General features: G+C 56.8%; 25 protein-coding genes. 17 read left to right on the forward strand and 8 right to left on the reverse strand.

Annotation, left to right across the window (positions count from 1 at the left end):
* Positions 1 to 49: 49 nt before the first annotated feature.
* The 7 genes from fabI to pspF all read right to left on the reverse strand — a co-directional run bounded on the left by fabI (position 50) and on the right by pspF (position 7,306).
* A complete protein-coding gene (fabI, locus tag AC3WS9_RS10150; RefSeq protein ID WP_282495306.1) occupies positions 50 to 838 on the reverse strand; it encodes an enoyl-ACP reductase FabI in 789 nt (262 codons plus the stop codon).
* Positions 839 to 962: 124 nt separating this feature from the next.
* Positions 963 to 1,769 carry a putrescine export ABC transporter ATP-binding protein SapF gene (sapF, locus tag AC3WS9_RS10155; RefSeq protein ID WP_282495305.1) on the reverse strand — a complete coding sequence of 269 codons (807 nt, stop codon included), beginning with the start codon at positions 1,767 to 1,769 and terminating at the stop codon, positions 963 to 965.
* On the reverse strand, positions 1,770 to 2,762 hold the full coding sequence (gene sapD, locus AC3WS9_RS10160; RefSeq protein ID WP_095282201.1) for a putrescine export ABC transporter ATP-binding protein SapD: 993 nt from the start codon (positions 2,760 to 2,762) through the stop codon (positions 1,770 to 1,772).
* Positions 2,762 to 3,652 (reverse strand): putrescine export ABC transporter permease SapC, encoded by an 891-nt coding sequence (sapC, locus tag AC3WS9_RS10165; protein WP_282495304.1) that lies wholly within the window; start codon positions 3,650 to 3,652, stop codon positions 2,762 to 2,764. Before sapC ends, sapD begins: the two co-directional genes overlap by 1 nt.
* Positions 3,639 to 4,604 (reverse strand): putrescine export ABC transporter permease SapB, encoded by a 966-nt coding sequence (gene sapB / locus AC3WS9_RS10170; protein WP_285146375.1) that lies wholly within the window; start codon positions 4,602 to 4,604, stop codon positions 3,639 to 3,641. The genes sapC and sapB overlap by 14 nt, the downstream gene beginning before the upstream one ends.
* Positions 4,601 to 6,241, reverse strand: coding sequence for an ABC transporter substrate-binding protein SapA (gene sapA / locus AC3WS9_RS10175; RefSeq protein WP_282495302.1), 1,641 nt, complete (start codon positions 6,239 to 6,241; stop codon positions 4,601 to 4,603). The genes sapB and sapA overlap by 4 nt, the downstream gene beginning before the upstream one ends.
* 87 nt (positions 6,242 to 6,328) lie before the next feature.
* Positions 6,329 to 7,306 (reverse strand): phage shock protein operon transcriptional activator, encoded by a 978-nt coding sequence (gene pspF, locus AC3WS9_RS10180; protein ID WP_492488099.1) that lies wholly within the window; start codon positions 7,304 to 7,306, stop codon positions 6,329 to 6,331.
* A gap of 166 nt (positions 7,307 to 7,472) precedes the next feature.
* On the opposite strand from pspF, the gene pspA reads away from it, so the two are divergent.
* The 15 genes from pspA (at position 7,473) to AC3WS9_RS10255 (ending at position 21,899) form a co-directional block, all read left to right on the forward strand.
* Entirely contained in the window at positions 7,473 to 8,141 is a 669-nt protein-coding gene (gene pspA / locus AC3WS9_RS10185; RefSeq protein WP_285146377.1) for a phage shock protein PspA, read from the forward strand.
* 54 nt (positions 8,142 to 8,195) lie between these two features.
* Positions 8,196 to 8,420: an envelope stress response membrane protein PspB gene (pspB, locus tag AC3WS9_RS10190; RefSeq protein ID WP_095282195.1), complete on the forward strand. Its 225-nt coding sequence runs from the start codon at positions 8,196 to 8,198 to the stop codon at positions 8,418 to 8,420.
* Positions 8,420 to 8,779, forward strand: coding sequence for an envelope stress response membrane protein PspC (gene pspC / locus AC3WS9_RS10195; RefSeq protein WP_282495299.1), 360 nt, complete (start codon positions 8,420 to 8,422; stop codon positions 8,777 to 8,779). Before pspB ends, pspC begins: the two co-directional genes overlap by 1 nt.
* Positions 8,780 to 8,794: 15 nt before the next feature.
* Positions 8,795 to 9,016 (forward strand): phage shock protein PspD, encoded by a 222-nt coding sequence (gene pspD / locus AC3WS9_RS10200; protein ID WP_100779994.1) that lies wholly within the window; start codon positions 8,795 to 8,797, stop codon positions 9,014 to 9,016.
* Between the two features lie 198 nt (positions 9,017 to 9,214).
* The gene (locus tag AC3WS9_RS10205; RefSeq protein ID WP_492488102.1) at positions 9,215 to 10,912 is read left to right on the forward strand and encodes a sugar phosphorylase; all 1,698 of its coding nucleotides are present in this window, start codon (positions 9,215 to 9,217) and stop codon (positions 10,910 to 10,912) included.
* Positions 10,913 to 10,925: 13 nt separating this feature from the next.
* Positions 10,926 to 12,218 (forward strand): ABC transporter substrate-binding protein, encoded by a 1,293-nt coding sequence (locus AC3WS9_RS10210; protein WP_492488104.1) that lies wholly within the window; start codon positions 10,926 to 10,928, stop codon positions 12,216 to 12,218.
* A gap of 21 nt (positions 12,219 to 12,239) precedes the next feature.
* Entirely contained in the window at positions 12,240 to 13,121 is an 882-nt protein-coding gene (locus AC3WS9_RS10215) for a carbohydrate ABC transporter permease (RefSeq protein ID WP_285146380.1), read from the forward strand.
* Entirely contained in the window at positions 13,108 to 13,950 is an 843-nt protein-coding gene (locus AC3WS9_RS10220; protein WP_492488106.1) for a carbohydrate ABC transporter permease, read from the forward strand. The genes AC3WS9_RS10215 and AC3WS9_RS10220 overlap by 14 nt, the downstream gene beginning before the upstream one ends.
* 29 nt (positions 13,951 to 13,979) lie before the next feature.
* Positions 13,980 to 15,032, forward strand: a complete 1,053-nt coding sequence (gene ycjQ / locus AC3WS9_RS10225) for a D-guloside 3-dehydrogenase (protein ID WP_492488107.1) — start codon at positions 13,980 to 13,982, stop codon at positions 15,030 to 15,032.
* Positions 15,033 to 15,049: 17 nt separating this feature from the next.
* A complete protein-coding gene (gene ycjR, locus AC3WS9_RS10230; protein WP_492488109.1) occupies positions 15,050 to 15,838 on the forward strand; it encodes a 3-dehydro-D-guloside 4-epimerase in 789 nt (262 codons plus the stop codon).
* 11 nt (positions 15,839 to 15,849) lie between these two features.
* The gene (gene ycjS, locus AC3WS9_RS10235) at positions 15,850 to 16,908 is read left to right on the forward strand and encodes a D-glucoside 3-dehydrogenase (RefSeq protein ID WP_492488111.1); all 1,059 of its coding nucleotides are present in this window, start codon (positions 15,850 to 15,852) and stop codon (positions 16,906 to 16,908) included.
* Positions 16,902 to 19,157, forward strand: coding sequence for a glycoside hydrolase family 65 protein (locus tag AC3WS9_RS10240; RefSeq protein ID WP_492488113.1), 2,256 nt, complete (start codon positions 16,902 to 16,904; stop codon positions 19,155 to 19,157). Before ycjS ends, AC3WS9_RS10240 begins: the two co-directional genes overlap by 7 nt.
* Positions 19,150 to 19,827 (forward strand): beta-phosphoglucomutase, encoded by a 678-nt coding sequence (pgmB, locus tag AC3WS9_RS10245; protein WP_492490319.1) that lies wholly within the window; start codon positions 19,150 to 19,152, stop codon positions 19,825 to 19,827. Before AC3WS9_RS10240 ends, pgmB begins: the two co-directional genes overlap by 8 nt.
* Before the next feature lie 9 nt (positions 19,828 to 19,836).
* Positions 19,837 to 20,919, forward strand: a complete 1,083-nt coding sequence (locus tag AC3WS9_RS10250; protein ID WP_492488115.1) for an ABC transporter ATP-binding protein — start codon at positions 19,837 to 19,839, stop codon at positions 20,917 to 20,919.
* 65 nt (positions 20,920 to 20,984) lie between these two features.
* On the forward strand, positions 20,985 to 21,899 hold the full coding sequence (locus AC3WS9_RS10255; RefSeq protein WP_492488117.1) for an OmpG family monomeric porin: 915 nt from the start codon (positions 20,985 to 20,987) through the stop codon (positions 21,897 to 21,899).
* A gap of 34 nt (positions 21,900 to 21,933) precedes the next feature.
* Here the strand turns inward: AC3WS9_RS10255 and AC3WS9_RS10260 are convergent, their stop codons facing one another.
* Positions 21,934 to 22,944, reverse strand: coding sequence for a LacI family DNA-binding transcriptional regulator (locus tag AC3WS9_RS10260; protein WP_282495287.1), 1,011 nt, complete (start codon positions 22,942 to 22,944; stop codon positions 21,934 to 21,936).
* Between the two features lie 153 nt (positions 22,945 to 23,097).
* On the opposite strand from AC3WS9_RS10260, the gene AC3WS9_RS10265 reads away from it, so the two are divergent.
* Positions 23,098 to 24,495, forward strand: a complete 1,398-nt coding sequence (locus tag AC3WS9_RS10265) for a YcjX family GTP-binding protein (protein ID WP_492488119.1) — start codon at positions 23,098 to 23,100, stop codon at positions 24,493 to 24,495.
* Positions 24,492 to 25,541: a TIGR01620 family protein gene (locus AC3WS9_RS10270; protein ID WP_492488121.1), complete on the forward strand. Its 1,050-nt coding sequence runs from the start codon at positions 24,492 to 24,494 to the stop codon at positions 25,539 to 25,541. The genes AC3WS9_RS10265 and AC3WS9_RS10270 overlap by 4 nt, the downstream gene beginning before the upstream one ends.
* The last annotated feature ends 33 nt before the right edge of the window (positions 25,542 to 25,574 follow it).

The raw sequence follows: 25,574 nt of genomic DNA on the forward strand, positions 1-25,574 counted from the left end.
TTTGGCGGGGGGGAAACTCTCTTCCCGTGAGGGAAGAGAGTCAAACAGCTTATTTAATTTCCAGCTCGTTCATTGCCGCGATGTTGAAACCGCCGTCAACGTGAACCACTTCGCCGGAGATGCCAGCAGAGAGGTCAGAGCACAGGAATGCTGCTGAGTTACCCACGTCTTCGATGGTCACGGTGCGACGAATCGGGGTAACAGCTTCGCAATGCGCCAGCATTTTACGGAAGTCTTTGATACCGGAAGCGGCCAGCGTACGGATTGGGCCAGCAGAGATACCGTTAACACGCACGCCTTCAGGACCCATCGCGTTCGCCATGTAGCGCACGTTAGCTTCCAGAGAAGCTTTCGCCAGACCCATCACGTTGTAGTTAGGGATCGCACGCTCAGCGCCCAGGTAAGACAGGGTCAGCAGCGCAGAGCCCGGATTCAGCATGGTGCGGCAGGATTTAGCCATCGCCACGAAGCTGTAAGAGCTGATGTCGTGAGCGATTTTGAAGCCTTCACGGGTTACCGCGTTCACGTAGTCGCCGTCCAGCTGATCGCCCGGTGCGAAACCGATGGAGTGCACGAAGCCGTCGAATTTCGGCCAAACTTTTGCCAGTTCAGCGAACATGCCGTCAATGCTTTCGTCCTGAGCAACGTCACATTCCAGAATGATGCTGGAACCCAGCTGCGCGGCGAACTCTTCAACACGGCCTTTCAGCTTGTCGTTCTGGTAGGTGAACGCCAGCTCAGCGCCTTCGCGGTGCATAGCCTGTGCGATGCCGTAGGCGATGGACAGTTTGCTGGCGACGCCAGTCACCAGAATGCGCTTACCGGAAAGAAAACCCATAGCTTAGATCCTTATATTCATTGTTATGGCGAACGCCCTCTCATTGTGGCGATCGTCGTTAAAACGCGGCGATAATATCACGTGTCGCGTTCAGAGTTAATCCGACCACTTTATAGTAAAGCTGTCATTTATCCTTTCGCCACGCATCCGCCGTCAGCGCCTCACCAAAATGCCCGGCAATTAACCGTTTGGTCAGGTCGTGCAGCGGGGAGGCCAGCACGTCGGCGGTGCTTCCACGCTCGACCACTTCACCCTGATGCATCACCAGCACCTGGTCGCTGATGTGCTTCATCATCCCGAGATGCTGGGTCACGTAGATATACGAAATGCCCTGTTTCTCCTGCAGCTCCAGCATCAGGTTAATCAGCTGGGAGCGCATCGACATATCCAGCGACGCCAGCGCTTCATCGGCGATAATCACCTTCGGGCGCAGGATCAGCGCGCGCGCCAGCCCCAGACGCTGCTTCTGGCCGGGGGCGAGCATGTGCGGATAATAGCTGACGTGATCGGGCAGCAGGCCGACCAGGCGCAGCGTCTCGATCACGCGTTTACGCCGCTCTTCCGGCTCCAGATCTGTATTCAGACGCAGCGGGAAATCCAGAATCTGCGAGATGCGCTGACGCGGATTCAGCGACGTCGACGGGTCCTGGAAAATCATACGAATGCGCTGGCTGCGGAACGAATAATCCCCGAAAGACAGAAAATGGTCGTCAATCAGCACATCGCCCGCCGTCGGCTCGACCATCCCGGCCAGCATCTTCGCCAGGGTAGATTTCCCCGAACCGTTCTCGCCGATAATCGCCAGCGTCTGTTTCTCGCGCAGGGTAAAGCTGAGAGGCTTCACCGCTTCGACGGTCTGGCGATGAAACAGCCCCGTGCGATAGCGGAAGGTCTTACTCAGGTTGCGAACTTCCAGCAACGTTTCGACCATTTACTCTCTCTCCATGTTCAGCGGGAAATGACAGGCGTACAGATGATTTTTCGCGCCGGTCAGACGTGGCGTTTCAATGCATTCGCGCTGGGCGTAAGGGCAGCGTGGCCCCAGTCGACAGCCAATCGGCAGCGACTCCAGCAGGGGAATCGCTCCCGGCAGGGTGTTCAGGCGGCTTTTATGCGGCATCGCGCTGCCAAAATCGGGGATCGCGCGGATCAGCGCCTGGGTATAGGGATGATGCGGCGTGTTCACCAGCTCTTCGCTGATGGCCGTCTCGACCGTCTGGCCGCAGTACATCACGTCGATTTTATCCGCCCATTTGCTCAGCATCTGCAGGTCATGGCTGATCAGCAAAATGGTGGTGTTGTTGTTCTGATTGAGGCGCGACAGCAGGCGGAAAATCTGCGCCTGAGTGGTCGGCTCCATGGCGTTAGTCGGCTCATCGGCGATCAGCAGGCGCGGCTGATTAGCCAGCGCGATGGCGATCATCACCTTCTGGCACTCGCCATCCGTCAGCTCGTACGGGAAGCTGCGCATCGCATCTTTGTGATCTTTAATGCCGACGCGGTGCAGCAGTTCGATTGCGCGGCGTTTACGCCAGCCGACGCGCTGCCACCAGCGGCCTTTGTAGGTCCAGCCGGGAATGTTCTGCATCAGCTGTTTCCCGACGCGTTCCGACGGGTCGAGACACGACTGCGGCTCCTGGAAGATCATCGACACGTTGTGACCCACCAGCTTGCGGCGCTCGCGCGGCGACAGGCGCAGCAGGTCGATATCATCAAACCGCATACGGTCCGCGGTGACGCGCCAGTTATCTTTGGCGACGCCGCAGATCGCCTTGGCGATCAGACTTTTACCGGAGCCGGATTCACCCACCAGCCCGCGGATTTCGCCTTCGGCCAGGGTAATACTGATGCGATCGACCGCTTTCACCCAGCCTTCGCCGGTCTTAAATTCGATGGTCAGATTGCGGATATCAAGTAACGGCATTATTGCACCCCCGCGTTGATGGCGCGGCGAATCCCGTCGCCCAGCAGGTTGATCAGCAGCACGCTCACCATAATGGCGGCACCGGGCAGCATCACCGTCCACGGCGCAACGTAGATAAGCTCCAGCGCATCGCCGAGCATCGCGCCCCATTCAGGCGACGGCAACTGCGCGCCGAGATCGAGGAAACCGAGCGCGGCAATATCAAGTATCGCCATCGACAGGGCGCGGGTGATTTCCGTCACCAGCCCCGAGGCGATGTTTGGCATCACCGCGAACCACAAAATATTCAGCGTGGTCGCGCCGTCGAGACGGGCCGCCACCACGTACTCTTTTTCCAGTTCGTCATGCACCATGCTGTAGACCGAACGCACCATGCGCGGGAGCAGCGCCAGCCAGACGGCAAACATCGCATGGGACAGATGCGGCCCGGCGAACGCGACGACGATAATCGCCAGCAGCAGGGACGGAATCGACAGCAATGTATCGAGAATATGGTTCAGCACCGCCGAGCGCAGGCCGTGGGTGGCACCCGCGAACACGCCCAGCAGCAGGCCAAAGAAGGTCGCGGCAAAAGTCACCACGAACGCGCCGCCGACGGTCGGTGCCGCGCCGCTCAACAGACGGCTCAGAACATCGCGGCCTAAATCATCGGTACCGAGGAAGAACGAAACCTCTCCATAACGCGACCACGACGGAGGCAGCAGCTGATAGCCGAGGAACTGCTGGTCAAGCCCGTAAGGAGCAAACCAGCCGCCAAAAATACACAGCAGCGCCAGGCCAGCGCAGCCGTACAAACCGATCATCGCCGCGGTGTCGCCGTAGAATTTGCGCCACACGGTACGAACTACGCCGGGCGTGCGCTTTTCCCTGTATACGCTATCGTAAGGCATACGATTCCTTATGTTTCAGCGGGTTGGCCATCGCACCCAAAATGTCAGAAATCACGTTCACGATAATCACCAGCGAGCCGATCACCATCACCCCGGCGGAGATCGCCGCGTAGTCCTGCTGACGAATGGCGTTGATCATCCAGCGTCCAAGACCCGGCCAGCTGAACACCATCTCGGTGATCATCGCCAGGGTCAGCATGGTGGAGAATTGCAGCCCGAGGCGCGGGATCACCGGCGGAAGGGCGTTGTGCAGCACGTGCCGACGTAAAATCGTCAGGCGCGACAGGCCGCGCGTGGCGGCGGCTTTCACGTAGTTTTGGTCAAACACATCGATGGTGCTGGTGCGCATCAGGCGAATCACTTCCGTGGTCGGCGCGACGGCCAGCGTCAGAACCGGGAGCACCATGTGGCGCAGGGTGCTGATGATCATCTCGTGACGCCAGACGGAATCCGAAAGCCAGGCGTCGATAATCGCGAAACCGGTGACGGTTTTGACGGCGTACAGCAGGTCAAAACGCCCGGAGACCGGCAGCCAGCCCAGCGTCAGGGAGAAGAACAGCGTCAGGAGCAGCGCCAGCCAGAACACCGGGATCGAGAAGCCGAGCAGGGCGAGAGCGCTGATCAGCTTATCCTGCCATTTGTTACGCGTGATCCCCGCCAGCATCCCCACCGGAATACCGACCATAAGGGCAAAACCAAAGGCCAGAATGCACAGCTCCATGGTTGCCGGGAAGACCTCTTTCAGCTGTTGGGAAATCAACTGACCGTTAATGCTGGAGACACCAAAATCCCAGTGCAGCACGCCGTTGAACCAGAACAGCCACGCGTCCCAGAAGGACGAACCCTGCAGCGGGGCGTGGGGCGTGAAATAGCTCAGGCTAAAGCCGATAAAGGTCAGGAAAAACAGCGTGACGGCCAGCAGGAGCAGGCGTCGCAAGGTAAAAATAATCATGGTTTTTTCACCTCATCCTGTTTCTCACGTGACACGCCCGCGAACGAGGCGTTGCCGAATGGGCTCAGCACCAGGCCTTTAATATCATAGCGATAGGCCTGCAATCGCAGGGAAGAAGCCAGCGGCAGCACCGGCAGTTCACGGGCCAAAATGTTCTGCGCTTCATCGTACGCTTCAATGCGCGAGGCCAGTTGCTGTGACGACAGCGCCTTTTGCAGCACCGTGTCAAATTCACGGTTACACCAGTGAGCGTAGTTGGTCTGGGAACGAATGGCGGCGCAGCTCAGCAGCGGGCGGAAGAAACTGTCGGGATCGTTACTGTCCGTCGACCAGCCCGAAAGCGTCAGGTCATGATTCATGTCCATCAGACGCGCCTCCTGGAAGCGGCCTTCGACGGGGACGATCACCACTTTCACGCCGACCTGGGCCATATCGGCCTGGATCAGCTCCGCTGTTTTCAACGGACTCGGGTTCCACGCCTGGGAACTGGTCGGGACCCACAGCTGCAGGGTGAGGTTGGTCGCGCCCAGCGCTTTGAGCTGTTCGCGCGCTTTCGCCGGATCGTATTCGGTGATTTTCGCTTCGCTGTCGTACGCCCACGACGCACGCGGCAGAATCGACGCCGCCGTTTCCGCCGTGCCGTAATAGATCGACTGCATCAGGCGCTGGTTATTGATCGCCAGCGCCAGGGCATGACGCACGGCAGGATTGTTGAGCGGCGGTTTGTCGGTATTAAATGCCAGATAGGCGATATTCATGCCGGGGCGCAGGGTCAGACGCAAGCGCGGATCGTCGCGCAGAATGGTCAGCTGGCTGGCGGCTGGCCACGCGAGCACGTCGCATTCCCCGGTCAGCAATTTAGATAATCTGCCGGTCCCGCCGGAGCCCAAATCGACCACCACCTGTGGCATCAGCGGGGTGCCGCGCCAGAAATGTTCGTGACGTTGTAACCGAATGTACTGCCCGGCGCGGTACTCCGCCATCTGGAACGGGCCGGTGCCCACCGGCTGGCGGTCGAGCAGCTCCTGATGATCGGCTTTCGTCAGCTTATCGGCGTACTCCGCCGACATGACCGACGCATAGTGGGTCGCAAGATGCCACAGGAACGAGGCATCTGGGCGCGTCAGGCGAAACTCCACCGTCCGGCTGTCGAGCTTGCGCACGTCTTTCACCGTGTCGGCAAACTGCAGGCTGTCGAAATAGGGGAAGTTGCCGCCGTTGACGTTATGCCACGGGTGATTGCGGTTAAAAATGCGCTGGAAGGTAAACACCACGTCGTCGGCGTTCAGCTTGCGGGTCGGTTTGAACCACGGCGTAGACTGAAACGCCACGTCGTCGCGCAGGTGGAAGCGGTAAGTCGCGCCATTGTCCAGCACTTCCCAGCTCTCGGCGAGTTCCGGCACCAGGCGATAGGTATAAGGGTCAACATCGAGCAGGCGATCGTAAAGCTGTGCGGCGAGGGTGTCGACGATCAGGCCGCTGCCTGCTTTCTGTGGGTTCAGGGTGTCGACTTGCCCGTTCACGCAATAGACAAAACCACTGTCGCGAATATCAGGAAGCGCAGTCTGTTCGGGCGCAGCAAAGACCAGGCGGCTAAACAGACCGAGTGCAATCAGGGACGATAAAACCAGACGCATAATTTTCAGGGTTTTTAGATTCGATCTGCAAAGTGTATCGCACTTACCCCCGATTCGGAAAATGTCTGCGGGTAAGTGCCGATAATGTCAGCGCATTTGATGCTTTTTGAGCAATGCCCTTAATTGATGGTAGGTCAGACCCAGCAGTTCGGCAGCCTGCTTCTGGTTATATTTTGCCTCTTTCAGACTCAGTTCCAGCAGTTGCTGTTCCTGTTTGTGCTGGAACTGTCGCAAATCGAGCGGCAGAGAAGGGGTATCGGCGTGCGACGTCGCTTCCCGTTTTGTCGGTGCGGCGCGATGGAAGGGATCGATAATGATGTTATCCAGCTCGGTTTCGCTGCTGGCGTGGCGGTACACGGATCGCTCGACCACGTTTTTCAGCTCGCGAATATTGCCCGGCCAGCGGTAGTCCAGCAGGGTTTCCCGGGCGTAGTCGCTAAAACCGGGAAACAGCGGCATGCCCAGCTCGCGGCACATCTGAATGGCGAACTGTTCGGCCAGCAGCATGATATCGCTGCGGCGTTCGCGCAGGGGCGGGAGTTGCACCACGTCAAAGGCCAGACGGTCGAGCAGATCCGCACGGAATTTCTCCTCCGCCACCATCTCCGGCAGATTGGCATTGGTGGCGCACACCAGACGCACGTTGACCTGTAACGGTTGACTGCCGCCGACGCGCTCCAGCTCGCCGTACTCGATCACCCGCAGCAGCTTTTCTTGCACCAGCATTGGCGCGGTGGCGAGTTCGTCGAGGAACAGCGTCCCGCCGTCGGCACGCTCGAAACGCCCCGGATGACGTTTTTGCGCGCCGGTAAAGGCGCCCGCCTCATGGCCGAACAGCTCCGTATCAAGCAAGTTTTCGTTCAGCGCCGCGCAGTTTAGCGAGATAAACGGCCCGTCCCAGCGTCCGGAAAGATAGTGCAGGCGGTTGGCGATCAGCTCCTTGCCGGTCCCGCGCTCACCAATAATCAGCACCGGCTTGTTGAGCGGGGCGAGGCGGGAAACCTGCTCCAGCACTTCAAGAAAACTGTTCGCTTCGCCCAGTAAATTGTCTTTGTAATCAGCCATGATGAAATTAACCACTCGTTAGCGATATTCACCAGGTGAGAGTAGATTCTCTGTGGCGCAAAATCAACCACAATCATATAAATCAATAAGATAAAAAACTGGCACGGGATTTGTATTAGCTCATCAGCAGGGCATCGCCCGATAACAGAAATGTGAGGATTGAATTATGGGTATTTTTTCTCGTTTTGCCGACATCGTGAACGCCAACATCAACTCGCTGCTGGAGAAAGCGGAAGACCCGCAGAAGCTGGTGCGTCTGATGATTCAGGAAATGGAAGACACGCTAGTTGAAGTCCGTTCCACCTCTGCCCGTGCGCTGGCTGAAAAGAAACAGCTGTCACGTCGTATCGAGCAGGCCACTGCGCAACAGACAGAGTGGCAGGAAAAAGCCGAACTGGCGCTGCGTAAAGAGAAAGACGATCTGGCCCGTTCGGCGCTGATCGAAAAACAGAAGCTGACCGATATCGTCGCGACGCTGGAGCATGAAATCACGCTGGTGGATGAAACCCTGACCCGCATGAAAAAAGAGATTGCGGAGCTGGAAAACAAACTCAGCGAAACCCGTGCTCGCCAGCAGGCGCTGACCCTGCGCCACCAGGCCGCCAGCTCATCCCGCGACGTTCGCCGTCAGCTGGATAGCGGTAAACTGGATGAAGCGATGGCACGTTTTGAATCCTTCGAACGCCGCATCGATCACATGGAAGCCGAGGCCGAGAGCCACAGCTTTGGCAAACAGAAAACGCTGGATCAGCAGTTTGCCGATTTGAAAGCGGATGACGAAATCAGCGAGCAGCTTGCGGTGCTGAAAGCCAAAATGAAGCAAGACAATCAATAATAATGAATGCGGCACCGCGGCGTGCCGCAACGCATCGTAAGACAAGGAGACCCTATGAGTGCGCTGTTTCTGGCTATTCCCCTGACCATTTTCGTGCTGTTTGTTCTGCCGATCTGGTTATGGCTGCACTACAGCAACCGTTCTTCCCGCGGTGAACTCTCGCAAAGCGAGCAGCAACGCCTGTTGCAGCTCACCGATGACGCGAAAAAAATGCGCGAACGCATCCAGTCGCTGGAAGCGATTCTGGACGCGGAACATCCGAACTGGAGGGACAATTAATGGGCGGACTGAATCTGAATAAAAAGCTGTGGCGCATTCCCCAGCAGGGGATGGTGCGCGGTGTCTGTGCCGGTCTGGCGCACTATCTCGACGTGCCCGTCAAGCTGGTGCGGGTTGTGACCGTATTGTCCATTTTCTTCGGACTGGCGTTCATTACTCTTGTCGCCTACATCGTCTTATCCTTTGTACTCGACCCGATGCCGGACAGCGCCTGGTCATCGGAAGATGCACCGACCAGCAGCGACTTGCTCGACGCGGTCGATGCCGAACTGGCTTCCGGCGAGAAGCGGTTGCGCGAAATGGAACGTTACGTCACCTCCGACACGTTCACGCTGCGCAGCCGTTTTCGTCAGCTTTAACTGAGAGAATAAAATATGAATCGTAACTGGCAGCAGGCCGGTCAGAAAATGAAACCGGGCCTCAAAATCGCAGGCAAATTCGTTTTACTGACCGCGCTACGTTATGGCCCGGCAGGCGTCGCGGGTTGGGCGGTGAAATCTGTTGCCCGTAAACCGATTAGAATGTTGCTGGCCGTGGCACTGGAGCCACTGCTGAAGAAAGTCGCAGGCCGCTTTTCCCGCCGTTATTTTTCCTGATCGCCCTCATTCGTTGCCTTCTCTTGAGACGAGAGAGGGCAACAGCCCCTCTCTGAATATCCTTCTCACCGTTTCATCCTTTCTTTGCGGCAGCTCACATTAATGAGCAGAGTCGCTTTTTATTTGCGCTTTTCTCCCCTGAGGTTCGTTGACAGAAATTTTTAGGGGGAGTAGATTGCCTTTCGTGGGACCGCTACCATGGAAATCAATGTGAACGATAAAATAACGAATTTAATTAATCTTGTTTATGGGGAATCTTTTTCTGATAAGGATTTAAAGGTTCTTTTAGAAAAGATTGAACACGCGAAAGGGGTAATTAGTCACCAGCGTAAAAAGAACTGGGATGAAAAGGATGTGGTATTAATTACCTACGCCGATCAGTTTCAGAAAAGTCACCAGAAAGCGTTGCCGGTTTTTACGCGCTTTTATAATCGCTGGCTGGCGAACTCATTTTCCCATGTTCATCTGTTACCTTTTTACCCCTGGTCTTCCGACGACGGTTTTTCTGTGATTGATTATCATCGCGTCGCGCCTGAAACAGGCGAGTGGGGCGATGTTGCAGAATTAAAACAGTCCACAAACCTGATGTTTGATTTTGTCTGCAACCATATGTCGGCAAAAAGTGAATGGTTCCAGCGCTATTTGAATCAAAAACCTGGCTTTGAAGATTTCTTTATTGCGATCGACCCTGAAACAGATCTATCTGCCGTTACCCGTCCGCGGGCGCTGCCGCTATTAACGCCGTTCACCCTGGCAGAAGGCACCGTGCGCCACCTGTGGACCACCTTCAGCGATGACCAGATCGATCTGAACTTCGCCAGCCCGCAGGTCTTGATCGCCATGGTCGATGTGCTGCTGCACTATCTGGCGGAAGGGGCCGATTATATCCGCCTCGATGCGGTCGGGTTTATGTGGAAAGTTCCAGGAACCACCTGTATCCATCTGGAACAAACTCACCGTCTGATCCAGCTGTTCCGCGCGATCACCGAGGCGGTGGCACCCGGCACGGTCATCATTACCGAAACCAACGTCCCGCACAAAGACAACATCTCTTACTTCGGCGATGGCACCAATGAAGCGCAGATGGTGTATCAGTTCTCGCTCCCGCCGCTGGTGCTGCACAGCGTGCACAGCCAAAACGTTGAAGCCCTGTGCCAGTGGGCGCAACAGCTGGCGCTGCCTTCCGAGAAAACCACCTGGTTTAACTTCCTGGCGTCCCACGACGGCATTGGTCTCAATCCGGTGCGCGGCATTATTCCTGAGAGCGATATTCTGGCGCTGGTTGAAAAGCTGCAGCACGAAGGCGCGCTGGTGAACTGGAAAAATAACCCGGACGGGACGCGCAGCCCTTATGAAATCAATGTCACGTATCTTGATGCATTAAGCAGCCAAAGCAGTACCGATAGCGAACGCCTCGCGAGATTCTTGTTGGCCCACGCGGTGTTATTAAGTTTTCCGGGCGTGCCCGCAATTTATATTCAAAGCATTATTGGCTCGCGTAATGATTATGATAACGTCGAACGCCTGGGATATAACCGTGCGATTAACCGGCGAAAATATCAGGAAGGGGAAATGGATGCCCAGCTTGAAGATAATAAAACCCTGAGACATAACAGTTATCAGGCGCTGACAAAAATGATTGCTATTCGTCGTCAGCAAAAAGCGTTTCACCCTGACAGTCAGGCATTTTATGACGCAGTGAATCAGCATGTTCTTAGAATCATTCGCGTCGCCGGGAACGGTGAGCGAATAACGGCGCTATTTAATTTCCAGGAACATGCTCAAACTATTTTCCTGGAAATTCAGTCTGGGACGGAATTGCTCACGGGAACCCCTATTAGCGGAAATTCTGTGACGCTCAATCCGTGGCAGGTGATGTGGATTAAAGAAATCTAAAAGGACGATAAAAATGAAGATACCCAAAATTGTGCTGATATCAGCACTGGTTTCGTGCGCCCTGTTGTCAGGCTGTCGGGATGACAATAATCAGGTCGTGACCATTGAGTTCATGCACTCGTCGGTGGAGCAGGAGCGCCAGGCGGTGATCACGCAGCTCATTGAACGCTTCGAGAAAGACAACCCGTCCATCAAGGTGAAACAGGTGCCGGTGGAAGAGGATGCCTACAACACCAAAGTGATTACCCTTGCCCGTACCGGTGCGCTGCCAGAGGTCATCGAAGTCAGCCACGATTACGCCAAAGTGATGGACAAAGAGCAGCTTCTCGATCGCGATGCCATCAGTGCCGCGATTGGCGCGGTCGGCGAAAACACCTTCTACGACGGCATTCTGCGCGTAGTGCGCACGGAAGATGGCAAGGCGTGGACGGGCGTTCCGGTCAGCGCGTGGCTCTCCGGCGTCTGGTATCACAAATCGGCGCTGGCGGCGGCAGGTATCCAGGAGCCGACGACCTGGGAACAGCTGCTGAAAGCCAGCAAGGGCCTGAACCATCCGGAGAAAAAACAGTACGGCATCGCCTTGCCTACGGCAGAAAGCGTGATGACCGAACAGGCGTTTTCGCAGTTTGCCCTGTCAGGCGGCGCTAACGTCTTTAACGCGAAAGGGGAAGTCGACATCAACACCCCTGAGATGGCGAAGGCGCTGGCGTTCTATCGCGATCTGGCAGCGACGACGATGCCTGGCTCAAACGACGTGATGGAAATCAAAGACGCCTTTATGAACGGCTCCGCGCCGATGGCGATCTACTCCACCTACATTCTTCCTGCGGTATTTAAAGACGGTCATCCTGCCGATCTCGGCTTTGTCGTGCCGACGGAAAAAACCGCGGCGGTTTACGGGATGATCACCTCGCTGACCATCACCAACGGGCAAACCGAACAGGAGACCAAAGCGGCAGAGACCTTTGTCACCTGGATGGAGAAGGCACAAAACGCGGCCGATTGGGTAATGATGTCGCCGGGGGCGGCGCTGCCGGTGAACAAACTGGTGGTGGGCACGGACTCCTGGAAAAACAACAACGTTATTCAGGCCTTTGGTCAGCTGCCTTATGAGCTGATCGCCCAGTTCCCGAACGTGCAGGTCTTTGGTGCCGTGGGGGATAAAAACTTCACTCGCATGGGCGACGTGACGGGTTCGGGGGTGATCAGTTCGATGGTGCATAACGTGACGGTCGGCAAAAAAGATCTCAACACCACCTTAAGTGACAGCCAGAAACGTCTGGCCGATCTAATCTCGCAACGATAGGGGCGCTCTGCGAAAGGAATTATGAAGAGGTTGTTTTCTGGTCGTTCCGATCTGCCTTTCGCCATGCTGCTGTTGGCCCCCAGCCTGATATTGCTGGGGGGCCTGGTGGCCTGGCCGATGATTTCGAATATCGAGATCAGCTTTTTACGCTTGCCGCTGAATCCGCGCATCAGCGCCACTTTTGTCGGTCTGGATAATTACATCCGCATTCTGGGCGATACGGCGTTCTGGCACTCCCTGTGGATGACCTTCTGGTACACGGCGCTGGTGGTGATCGGCAGCACGGGCCTTGGGCTGGCGGTGGCAGTCTTCTTTAACCGCGAGTTTCGCCTGCGCAAGACGGCACGATCGCTGGTGATCCTCTCGTACGTCACGCCGTCGATCTCGCTGGTCTTCGCCTGGAAGTACATGTTCAACAACGGCTACGGCATCGTGAACTATCTGGGCGTGGATTTGCTGCACCTCTACGATCAGGCTCCGCTGTGGTTTGACAACCCCGGCAGCAGCTTTGTGCTGGTGGTGCTGTTCGCCATCTGGCGCTACTTCCCGTATGCGTTTATCTCGTTCCTGGCGATTTTGCAGACCATCGATAAATCCCTGTACGAGGCGGCAGAGATGGACGGCGCGAACGGCTGGCAGCGTTTTCGCATCGTCACGCTTCCCGCGATCATGCCGGTGCTGGCGACGGTAATCACCCTGCGCACCATCTGGATGTTCTACATGTTCGCGGACGTTTATCTCCTCACCACCAAGGTCGATATTCTCGGCGTCTACCTCTACAAAACGGCGTTTGCCTTTAACGACCTGGGGAAAGCGGCGGCCATTTCGGTGGTGCTGTTCGTGATTATTTTCGCCGTCATTCTGCTGACCAGAAAAAGGGTAAACCTCAATGGCAACAAATAAACGCACCCTCAGCCGTGTCGGTTTTTATGTCGGACTGGCGCTGTTTCTGATCGTCACGCTGTTTCCGTTTTTCGTGATGCTGATGACCTCGTTCAAAAGTGCGAAAGAGGCGATCTCGCTGCACCCGACAATCCTGCCGCAGGCGTGGACGTTGCAGCACTACGTCGACATCTTTAACCCGCTGATCTTCCCGTTTGTGAACTACTTCAGGAACAGCCTGGTGGTGTCGTTAAGTTCCTCGGTGATCGCCGTGTTCCTGGGCACGCTCGGCGCCTACGCGCTCTCAAAGCTGCGCTTTAAAGGGCGCGCCACCATCAATGCCAGCTTTTACAGCGTCTATATGTTCTCGGGCATTTTGCTGGTGGTACCGCTGTTCAAAATCATCACCGCGCTTGGCATCTACGACACCGAACTGGCGCTGATTATCACCATGGTGACCCAGACGCTGCCGACCGCGGTGTTCATGCTCCGCAGCTATTTCGACACCATCCCGGACGAAATCGAAGAAGCGGCGATGATGGACGGGCTCAACCGTCTGCAGATCATCTTCCGCATCACCGTGCCGCTGGCAATTTCCGGCCTGGTTTCGGTGTTCGTCTACTCCTTCATGGTGGCCTGGAACGACTATCTGTTTGCGTCGATTTTCCTCTCCAGCGCCAGCAACTTCACCTTACCTGTCGGGCTGAACACGCTGTTCAGTACGCCGGACTATATCTGGGGTCGCATGATGGCGGCATCGCTGGTGACGGCACTGCCGGTGGTGGTCATGTATGCGCTTTCTGAACGTTTCATTAAAAGTGGTTTGACCGCCGGTGGCGTAAAAGGCTAAGGCGGCCAGTTTTTAACAAGGAGTCAGGCATGAAAAAGTTAGTTGCGACAGCGCCGCGTGTGGCCGCGCTGGTCCAGTATGAAGACCGCCCGGTGGCGGCCAACGAAGTCAAAATTCGCGCGCGTTTCGGCGCGCCAAAACACGGAACCGAAGTGGTGGATTTCCGTGCGGCAAGCCCGTTTATCGACGAAGAGTTCAATAGCGAGTGGCAGATGTTCACCCCGCGCGAAGAGGGTACGGCTCGCGGGATTGAGTTCGGTAAATTCCAGCTCGGCAACATGATCGTCGGCGACATCGTGGAGTGCGGCGCGGACGTCAGCGGGTATCAGATCGGAGATTCCGTCTGCTGCTACGGCCCGCTGCAGGAGACGGTGATCGTCAACGCCGTTAATAACTACAAGTTGCGCAAAATGCCGCAGGGCGCGTCATGGAAAAACGCCGTCTGCTATGACCCGGCGCAGTTCGCCATGAGCGGCGTGCGTGATGCCAACGTGCGCGTCGGTGATTTCGTCGTGGTCGTCGGGTTAGGCGCGATTGGCCAGATCGCGATTCAACTGGCGAAAAAGGCGGGGGCATCCATTGTGATTGGCGTCGATCCTATCGAACACCGCTGCGACATTGCCCGCCGCCACGGCGCAGATTTCTGCCTCAACCCGATCGGGAGTGATGTGGGGCTGGAGATTAAACAGCTCACCGGCAAGCAGGGCGCGGACATCATTATCGAAACCAGCGGTTTTGCCGACGCGCTGCAATCCGCCCTGCGCGGGCTGGCGTACGGCGGCACCATCTCCTACGTCGCATTCGCCAAACCTTTCGCCGAAGGGTTCAATCTGGGCCGCGAAGCGCATTTCAATAACGCGAAGATCGTCTTCTCGCGCGCCTGCAGCGAGCCGAACCCGGACTACCCGCGCTGGAGCCGCAAACGCATCGAAGAGACCTGCTGGGAACTGCTGATGAATGGCTATCTCAACTGCGAGGATCTGATCGATCCGGTGGTGAGTTTCGAAACCAGTGCCGAAAGCTATATGACCTACGTCGATAAGCATCCGGAACTGAGCATCAAAATGGGCGTCACTTTTTAAGCTAAGGAGAGCAAACGATGAAAATTGCAACGCAGAACCAGGCCTTTTTTCCGGCCAATATTCTTGAAAAATTCCAGTACATCAAAACGATGGGTTTTGACGGCTATGAAATCGACGGCAAGCTGCTGGTAGACAATCTGGCGGAAGTCAAAGCCGCCATCAAAGCCACCGGTCTGCCGGTGACCACCGCCTGCGGCGGCTACGACGGCTGGATCGGCGATTTTATCGAAGAGCGTCGTCTCAACGGACTACAGCAGATCGAACGCATTCTTGAAGCCTTAAGTGAAGTGGGCGGGAAGGGCATTATCGTCCCCGCGGCCTGGGGTATGTTCACTTTCCGTCTGCCGCCGATGACCTCTCCGCGCAGCCTGGCGGGCGATCGCAAGGCGGTGAGCGCATCCCTGCGCTGGCTCGACGAGGTGGCGGCGCGCACCGGAACCATCGTCTACCTTGAACCGCTGAATCGCTATCAGGATCACATGATCAACACTCTGGCTGACGCGCGTCGCTACATCGAAGAGAACGATCTTAAGCACGTGCAGATCATCGGCGATTTCTACCATATGAATATCGAAGAAGACTCACTGACTGAAGCGCTGCACGCCAACCGCGACAGACTGGGCCACGTCCATATCGCCGACAACCATCGCTATCAGCCGGGCAGCGGGTCGCTGGATTTCGCCGCGCTCTTTGATCAGCTCCGCGCCGATGATTATCAGGGCTACGTGGTGTATGAGTGCCGCGTACGCGCCGAGGATCCGGCCAAAGCCTATCAGGTTTCACTCAACTATTTACGCGATTGCTAAGGATGACGAGCGTGATGAGTGCTTCAACACCTTTGCCTCTGCGCGTCGCCATTATTGGCGCCGGGCAGGTAGCAGACAAAGTGCATGCCTCGTACTACGCCACGCGAACCGATCTGCAGATGGTGGCTGTCATGGACAGCCGCCTGGATCAGGCGCAGGCGTTCGCTGAACGCCACGCCATCGCCGGGGCGTATCAGGACTTAAGGCTGATGTTGCAGGAGGCTAAACCCGACATCGTGAGCGTCTGCTCGCCAAACCGTTTTCACTTTGAACATGTGATGGCGGCGCTGGCGGCGGGCTGTCACGTAATGTGCGAAAAGCCGCCCGCGATGACGCCAGAACAGGCAGACCAGATGCGTCTGGCGGCACGAAAAGCCGGGAAAGTGCTGGCCTACGATTTTCACCATCGTTTTGCCCTGGACGCCCAACTGCTGCGCGAAGCGGTGCTGGACGGCACCTTTGGCGAGATCTATGTCACCCGTGCGCAGGCCTTGCGCCGCTGCGGCGTGCCGGGCTGGGGCGCCTTCACCAACAAGTCGCTGCAGGGCGGTGGACCGCTGATCGATATCGGTATTCACATGCTGGACGTGGCGATGTACGTGCTGGGCTTTCCGGCGGTCAAACGCGTCACGGCACACAGTTTTCAGAAGCTCGGCACCACAAAGCACTGCGGCCAGTTTGGCGAGTGGGACCCGAAAAGCTACACCGTCGAAGATGCGCTTTTCGGTACTATCGAGTTTTGCAACGGCGGGATTTTGCGCCTTGATACCTCGTTTGCGCTCAACATTCGCGAACAGTCGATCATGAACGTCTCATTTTGCGGTGAAAAAGCCGGTGCGACGCTGTTCCCGGCGCATATCTATGACGACGTGGGCGGCGAACTGCAGACGATTTTAAGCCGGGACGAAGCCGACGATCAGCGCCATCTGCGCAGCATGGATGCCTTTGTGCGCCACGTAATGGGAGAGCCGGTGATGATTGCCGACGCCGAACAGGGGCTGGTGATCCAGCAGCTGGTGGCCGCGCTGTATCAATCGGCGCAAACACGGGAGAGCGTGGAATTATGCTGACCCTTTCTCGTCTTTCCGACCCGGCGTTCAGCCCGCACAGTCTGAACAAATTTGCCTCCACTATGGCGTGTGGCAACGGCTATATGGGGATCCGCGCCTGCCACGAGGAAGACTACACGCAGCAAACGCGCGGGATGTATCTGGCTGGCGTTTATCATCGCGCCGGGCGCGATGAAACCAACGAACTCGTCAATCTTCCTGACGTGATCGGCATTGCGCTCCAGCTCGACGGCGAGCCTTTTACCCTGCTGGCGGGGGAGATCCTCTCCTGGCAGCGTGAGTTAGATTTTGCCTGCGGTGAGCTGGAGCGCCGTCTGGTCTGGCGTTCAACCACCGGAAAACGCTTCCAGATCGACAGCCGCCGCTTTGTCTCGCTGGATCAACTACCGTTAGCCGCGCTGCAATTCTCCGTCACGCCGCTGGATGACGCAGCACACATCAGCCTCTCAACGGGGATTGACGCGACGCAAACCAACAGCGGGCGACAGCATCTGGACGAAACCTCAGTTCAGGTGTTCGATCAGCATTATCTGCAAGGGGTGTACGACACCCAGGATCGCGCGACGGAGGTAGTGATTTCGGCGAGCTGTCGGCTGAATGTGGCGAGTGAAAACTGCTTCACCGCCAAAAACCGGCGTCTGAATTGCCACCACGCCCTTGTGGCGCAAAAGGGCGAGACGGTGATGCTGGAGAAAATCGTCTGGGTCACGCATCGCAGCGATAAAACCCTCGCGTCTTCTGACTTTGCGCAGAATGCGATGTGCGAGCTAAAACGTTGCGCCACCCAGGGCTACGATGCGCTGCGGGCGCAGACGGCGCTGGCCTGGCAAAATATCTGGCAAACCTGCCGCGTGGAGGTCTGCTCTGACGATCCTCAGGATCAGCGCGCGCTGGATTACGCCGTCTGGCAGCTGACGGCCATGACGCCCGCGCACGACGAACGCTGCAGCATCGCCGCGAAAGGGCTGACCGGCGAAGGTTATAAAGGTCATGTGTTCTGGGACACGGAAATCTTCCTCCTGCCGTTCCACCTGTTTACTCATCCACAAACGGCCCGCAGTTTACTGCGCTACCGCTGGCTGAACCTGGCCGGGGCGCGTGAGAAAGCCCGGCGTAACGGCTGGTCCGGCGCACTATTCCCCTGGGAGAGCGCCGCGACAGGGCAGGAGGAAACCCCTGAGTTTGCGGCTATTAATATCCGCACCGGCGTGCGGCAGAAAGTGGCCTCGGCGCTGGCTGAGCATCATATCGTGGCCGATATCGCCTGGGCCGTGGTGGCCTACTGGCATGCGACACACGACCGCGAATTCATGCGCCATGAAGGGTTGACGCTGCTGATGGAAACCGCATCGTTCTGGATTTCGCGGGCAACTGAGGTTCATGGCCGACTGGAAATCCATGACGTTATCGGCCCGGATGAATACACCGAGCACGTGAATAACAACGCCTTCACCAATTTTATGGCCTGGCAAAACGTGCATGATGCACTGGAATTTATGCAGCAGTTTGAGCGCAGCGATAACGCCTTTGTGCAGGCGGCTCAGGACTTCCTGACGCGGCTGTGGCTACCATCCCCAGACGAACGGGGCGTGATCCCGCAGGATGACACCTTTATGGCGAAGCCGGCCATCGATCTCAGTGGCTACAAAGCGAAAGCCGGTAAGCAAACCATTCTGCTCGACTACTCGCGCGCAGAGGTGAATGAGATGCAGATCCTCAAGCAGGCGGACGTGGTGATGCTCAACTATCTGCTGCCGGAGAAGTTTGACCGCGAGCAGTGTGCGGCGAACCTGGCGTTTTATGAACCCCGCACCATCCATGACTCCTCTCTGAGCCAGGCGATCCACGGCATCGTCGCTGCCCGTTGCGGTGACACTGCGCAAGCGTATCAGTTCTGGCACGCAGGCGCGGCTATCGATCTGGGTGAGGATCCGCACAGCTGTGACGACGGGATCCACGCCGCCGCGACAGGGGCAATCTGGTCGGGCGTGGTTCAGGGTTTTGCCGGGATGCAGGTTATCGACGGCGAGCTGCATCTGGCACCGAATCTGCCTGAGCACTGGCAGCACCTGAAGTTCTCCCTCAAATGGCGTGAGGCACGGCTTAATATTTTCGTGGAAGGCGCGACTGTGACGATCGATTCCACCGCGCCAGTGACGCTGACCCTGTGGGGCGAAAACCTTCATCTTGCCGGTTCAGATTTATCTTTTGTTGGGACCGCTACCACGGAGGGCCGCCGTGATGCTTAAAGCCATCATTTTCGATCTGGATGGGGTGATCACCGATACCGCGCATCTGCATTTTCTGGCGTGGCAGCACGTTGCCGCGCAGATCGATATTCACATCGATGAGGAATTCAACGCCGGGCTGAAGGGGATTAGCCGGATGGACTCTCTGGCGCGCATCTTGCGCCACGGCGGTAAGGAAAACGCCTACAGCCAGGCGGAATGCGTACAACTGGCGCAGGCCAAAAATACGCTCTACGTCGAGTCGCTTAAGGGACTTACCCGCGATTCACTCCTGCCGGGGATTGCTCAGGTCCTGGCAGACATTCGTGAAGCGAACGTGCGCATCGGGCTGGCGTCGGTCTCCCTCAACGCGCCTGCAATCCTTAAAGCGCTGGAGATTGACCGTGCCTTTGATTTCTGCGCCGACGCCTCGCGCATTCAGCACTCAAAACCGCATCCGGAAATCTTTCTCGCGGCCTGCGCAGGCTTAGACGTCAGCCCAGAGCAGGCGATAGGCATTGAAGATGCGCAGGCAGGGGTTGCGGCGATCAACGCGGCGGGGATGTTATCGGTCGGAATTGGTGACGATTTATTCGACGCCGGTTTACGGCTTTCGTCCACGGATGAACTGACCTGGCACTGTTTAACCGACTTCTGGCACGCCGCGCGCGGCCCGAACCGGCATCAATAAGGGGGCAAAATGGCTCAACTATCTCTGACACATATTCAAAAAATCTACGACAACCAGGTCCACGTGGTGAAGGATTTTAGCCTCGAAATTGAGGATAAAGAGTTTATCGTTTTTGTGGGCCCGTCGGGCTGCGGTAAATCCACGACCCTGCGCATGATTGCCGGGCTGGAGGAGATCAGCGCCGGGGATCTGGTGATCGACGGCGTGCGGATGAACGATGTTCCGGCCAAATCGCGCGATATCGCGATGGTGTTCCAGAACTACGCGCTCTATCCGCACATGACCGTTTACGACAACATGGCCTTTGGCCTCAAAATGCAAAAGATTGCCCCGGCGGTGATTGAGGAGAGGGTCAGCTGGGCGGCGCAAATCCTGGGACTGCGAGATTACTTAAAGCGTAAACCGGGCGCGCTGTCGGGCGGGCAGCGTCAGCGCGTGGCGCTTGGGCGAGCGATCGTGCGCGAGGCGGGTGTGTTCCTGATGGATGAGCCGCTCTCTAACCTTGATGCCAAACTGCGTGTGCAGATGCGCGCCGAGATCAGCAAGCTGCATCAGAAGCTGAACACCACCATGATCTACGTGACGCACGATCAAACGGAAGCCATGACCATGGCGACGCGGATTGTGATCCTCAAAGACGGGTTTATTCAGCAGGTGGGGGCACCTAAGCAGGTCTATAACGAACCGGCCAATATGTTTGTCGCCGGGTTTATTGGCTCTCCGGCCATGAACTTTATTCGCGGTGCCATTGATGGCCGTTATTTCGTCACCGAAACCCTGCGCCTGGAAATCCCGGAAGAGAAACTCGCGGCCCTGAATGCGAAGGGCTATCAGCGTAAGGCAGTGGTCTTTGGCATCAGGCCGGAAAATATCCTGACCTCTCCTGGAATACCGTCTGAAATCAACGCCAAAGTCAGTGTCGCAGAGCTTACCGGGGCGGAATTTATGCTGTACGCCGCCGTCGGTGGGCATGAATTAGTGCTTCGCGCAGGGGCAGTGAATGACTACCGCGCCGGGGATAATCTGGCGATTCAGTTTGAAATGGATAAATCTCACTTCTTCGACGCTGATAGCGAAATAGCGATTAGATAAAAAGTTCGTTGCCGGGAATTTATCTTCCCGGCTTTTTAGCTGTTATTTTATAAAGGAATATAGAAATGAGTACTCTACAAAGATGTGCTGCGCTTTTATTATGCGCAGGGGCAACATGCGTCCATGCAGCAGAAAATACTGATAAGTGGACCTTTAATATCGGTGCCATGTATGAAATTGAAAACGTCGAGGGGCAGGGCGAAGATAAAGACGGATTATATGAACCCTCTGTCTGGTTCAATGCCACTTACGACGCCTGGACAATTTCTATGGCGATGTATCAGGAAGGTCCGGTGGATTACAGCAGCATGACCCGTGGCACCTATTTCGACCGCCCGGAGCTTGAACTGCGCTATCGTTTTATCGGCACCGATGATTTTACTTTCGGCCTCACCGGCGGTTTTCGTAATTACAGTTATCATTTTAAAGATGAGCACGGTGCGAAAGACGGAACCGCAAATATGCAGCGCTATAAAATTCAGCCCGACTGGGATCTGAAACTGAGCGATGACTGGCGCTTTAGCGGCTGGTTTGCGATGTATCAGTTTGCCAACGATCTGGAAAAAACCGGTTATTCCGACAGCCGCGTGGAAACCGAAACCGGATTTACCTGGACCATTAGCGAAACCTTTTCGGCGAAAGCCAATTACTATTTAGAGCGCGGCTTTAATATGGACGGCAGCCGAAATAACGGTGAGTTCTCCACGCAGGAAATTCGCGCCTATTTACCGATCTCTCTGGGTAATACCACCTTAACGCCGTATACCCGCATTGGTCTGGATCGGTGGTCGAACTGGGACTGGCAGGACGATCCTGAGCGCGAAGGGCACGATTTCAACCGACTGGGCATGCTCTACGCCTATGATTTTACCAACGGGCTGTCCATGACCCTGGAATATGCCTACGAGTGGCAAAATCATGATGAAGGTAAAAACGACCGCTTCCACTATGCGGGCGTGGGCGTGAACTACGCGTTTTAATGGCTGGATGCCAGGGGCTGAAACGCCCCTGGTTTTAGCGCAGGGAGCGTGTTTTGGTCAGATGAGTATCGACAATCACCTGACGCGGCGCCGCTTTCCCGGCGATGCGGTTAAACAGCACCTCGCAGCTCTGCTCGCCGAGCTGTCGGGTCGGGATCTCAAAACCACCCGGCTCCGGCGTTAAAATCAGCGACAGCAAAGGGTCGGTGTATCCGGCGACCGCCAGCTGCTCCGGGATCATCAGGTTGAGCTCGTCCGCGGCGCGATACAGGGCGAGCAACTTCATGCTGTCGGTCGCAAACACGGCGCGCGGCGGCTGCCCGGAAGAGAGCAATTGGCAGGCGGCCTCAAGGGCGCTCTCGTGGGTATAACCGCCGTCGACCACCCAGTCTTCGTTGAATGCAATCTGGTGTTTTTCGAGGCTCGATTTATAGCCCGCCAGGCGATCGATGGAAACGTGATAATCGAGTGGGGCGTGCAGGCAGGCAATTTTACGATGACCATTTTGAATAAAGGTCTCGGTTAATATCTGGCTGCCGTGAAAATTATCCGTATCGACAGAGTAGATATTCTGGAAATCCCCTTCGACTTTACCAATCACCACCACCGGAATACCGTAGCTGTCGAGACGGGGGAAAAAGGATTCATCAGCCGGTGAACTGAGCATGATAATTCCCTTGACCATTTTTTGCTTAATTTTACTTTCGCATTTCTGCAAATCATCTTCGCTGCTTTTCGAGGTCTGCAAAATAACGTCAAAACCTTCCTCTTCGGCTTTTTCGGTAATGGTATGCAGAACGTCGGAGAAGAAAGGATTACCGGCTGTGGTTTTTGCTGAACGCGTGGAAATAACCATGATCGCGTCAAAGCCCGAAGAGGTCAGGGCTCGGGCAAGTTTGTTGGGTTGATAATTTAATTCATCAATCGCTTTTTGCACTTTCTCAAGCGCTTCCGGGGAGATATTTGTTTGCTTGTTAAGAACCCTGGACACGGTTGATTTTGATACGCCTGCAACGCGTGCAATATCATAAATGGTGGGTGACATACACCTTACAACTCCATGATAGCGGTAGTGGGTTTATATTACGGGAGAAAAAACGGGAATGACAGTGACAATGAATTGAAAATCAACGATCTGCCCCAATTTATTGTATTCTGAAGCTGATATCAGCGGTCTTCGGGGCAAAACAGGATGGCGATGAAGCGACTCAAAAACGAATTCAACTCACTGGTTAACCGTGGCGTAGACCGCCATTTACGGCTGGCGGTCACGGGATTAAGCCGCAGCGGCAAAACTGCGTTTATCACCGCGATGGTTAACCAACTGCTCAATTTACACGCCGGGGCGCGCCTGCCGCTGCTGAGCGCCGCGCGCGAAGAGCGCCTGCTCGGCGTCAAACGCGTACCCCAGCGCGACTTTGGTATCCCGCGTTTTACCTATGACGAAGGGCTGGCGCAGCTGTACGGCACGCCGCCCGCCTGGCCGACGCCGACGCGCGGCGTGAGCGAGATCCGCCTCGCCCTGCGTTTTCGCTCGAACGAATCTGTGCTGCGCCACTTCAAAGAGACCTCCACGCTGTATCTGGAAATCGTCGATTATCCCGGCGAATGGCTGCTCGATTTACCGATGCTGGCCCAGGATTATCTGAGCTGGTCGCGGCAAATGACCGGTCTGTTGCAGGGCCAGCGCGCGGAGTGGTCGGCAAAATGGCGTGCACTCTGCGCCGGGCTGGACCCGCTGGCACCGGCGGACGAAAACCGTCTGGCAGCGATTGCCCAGGCCTGGACTGATTATCTTCATCAATGCAAACAGCAGGGGCTGCACTTTATCCAGCCTGGCCGGTTTGTCCTGCCGGGCGAAATGGCAGGTGCGCCCGCGCTGCAATTCTTCCCGTGGCCGGATGTCGATGGCTGGGGCGAATCCAAACTGGCGATGGCGGACAAACACAGTAACGTCGGGATGCTCCGCGATCGCTTCAACTATTACTGCGAGAAAGTGGTGAAGGGGTTCTACAAAAATCACTTCCTGCGCTTCGACCGTCAGATCGTGCTGGTGGACTGCCTGCAGCCGCTCAACAGCGGGCCGCAGGCCTTCAACGATATGCGCCTGGCGCTCACGCAGCTCATGCAGAGTTTCCACTACGGGCAGCGAACCCTGTTCCGCCGCCTGTTTTCGCCGGTGATCGACAAGCTGCTGTTTGCGGCGACCAAAGCGGATCATGTGACGGTCGATCAGCACGCAAACATGGTCTCGCTGCTGCAACAGCTGGTGCAGGATGCCTGGCAAAATGCGGCGTTCGAAGGGATCAGCATGGATTGCCTGGGGCTGGCGGCGGTTCAGGCCACGCAAAGCGGGCTTATCGACGTCAATGGCGAGAAAATCCCGGCTCTGCGCGGCAACCGTCTTAGCGACGGCGAACCGCTGACCGTCTATCCCGGCGAAGTGCCCGCCCGTCTGCCGGGGCAGGCGTTCTGGCAAAATCAGGGTTTTCAGTTTGAGGCGTTTCGCCCTCAGGCAATGAATGTCGACCAGCCGTTGCCGCACATTCGCCTGGACGCGGCGCTGGAGTTTTTAATAGGAGATAAGCTGCGATGACCGAACCTTTAAAGCCACGCATCGATTTTACCGGCACGCTTGAGCAGGAGCGGGCCGAAGCTTTCAAAGCGGCTCAGGCCTTCAGCGGTCCGGAGGCCGAGAAATTTGCGCCTGTCGTCGCCGATGAACTGCTTGCGGACGAGGGGCAGGCAGAAGCGGTGGTCGAGGCGGCGCTGCGGCCCAAACGCAGCCTGTGGCGCAAAATGGTGATGGCCGGGCTGACGCTGTTTGGCGTGAGCGTGGTCGGACAGGGCGTCCAGTGGACGATGAATGCCTGGCAAACTCAGGACTGGGTCGCCCTCGGTGGTTGCGCGGCAGGGGCGCTGATCGTCGGGGCGGGCGTGGGCTCCATTGCCACCGAGTGGCGTCGCCTGTGGCGACTGCGTCAGCGCGCCCACGAGCGCGACGAAGCCCGCGATCTGTTGCACAGCCATGCCACCGGAAAAGGGCGCGCCTTCTGTGAAAAACTGGCCAGCCAGGCCGGGATCGATCAGTCGCATCCGGCGCTACAGCGCTGGTATGCGGCGATCCACGAGACGCAAAACGACCGCGAGATCGTCACGCTGTACGCCAATATCGTGCAGCCGGTGCTCGATTCCCAGGCGCGGCGGGAGATTAGCCGCTCGGCGGCGGAATCAACGCTGATGATCGCCGTCAGCCCGCTGGCGCTGGTGGATATGGCCTTTATCGCATGGCGCAACCTGCGACTCATCAACCGAATCGCCACACTGTACGGCATCGAGCTGGGCTATTACAGCCGTCTTCGCCTGTTCCGCCTGGTGCTGCTGAACATGGCGTTCGCCGGAGCCAGCGAACTGGTGCGTGAAGTGGGGATGGACTGGATGTCTCAGGATCTTGCCGCGCGATTGTCTACCCGCGCGGCGCAGGGGATCGGGGCCGGGCTGTTGACCGCACGTCTGGGGATCAAAGCCATGGAGTTGTGCCGCCCGCTGCCCTGGATTAACGACGACAAACCGCGCCTCGGGGACTTCCGTCGTGAGCTTATCGGGCAACTGAAAGAGACATTGAGCAAAAAACCGCAGTAAACGCTGAAGAAATCACCTCGCTGTCAATATTTC

Source organism: Lelliottia sp. EB106-05-01-XG201 (assembly GCF_058791735.1).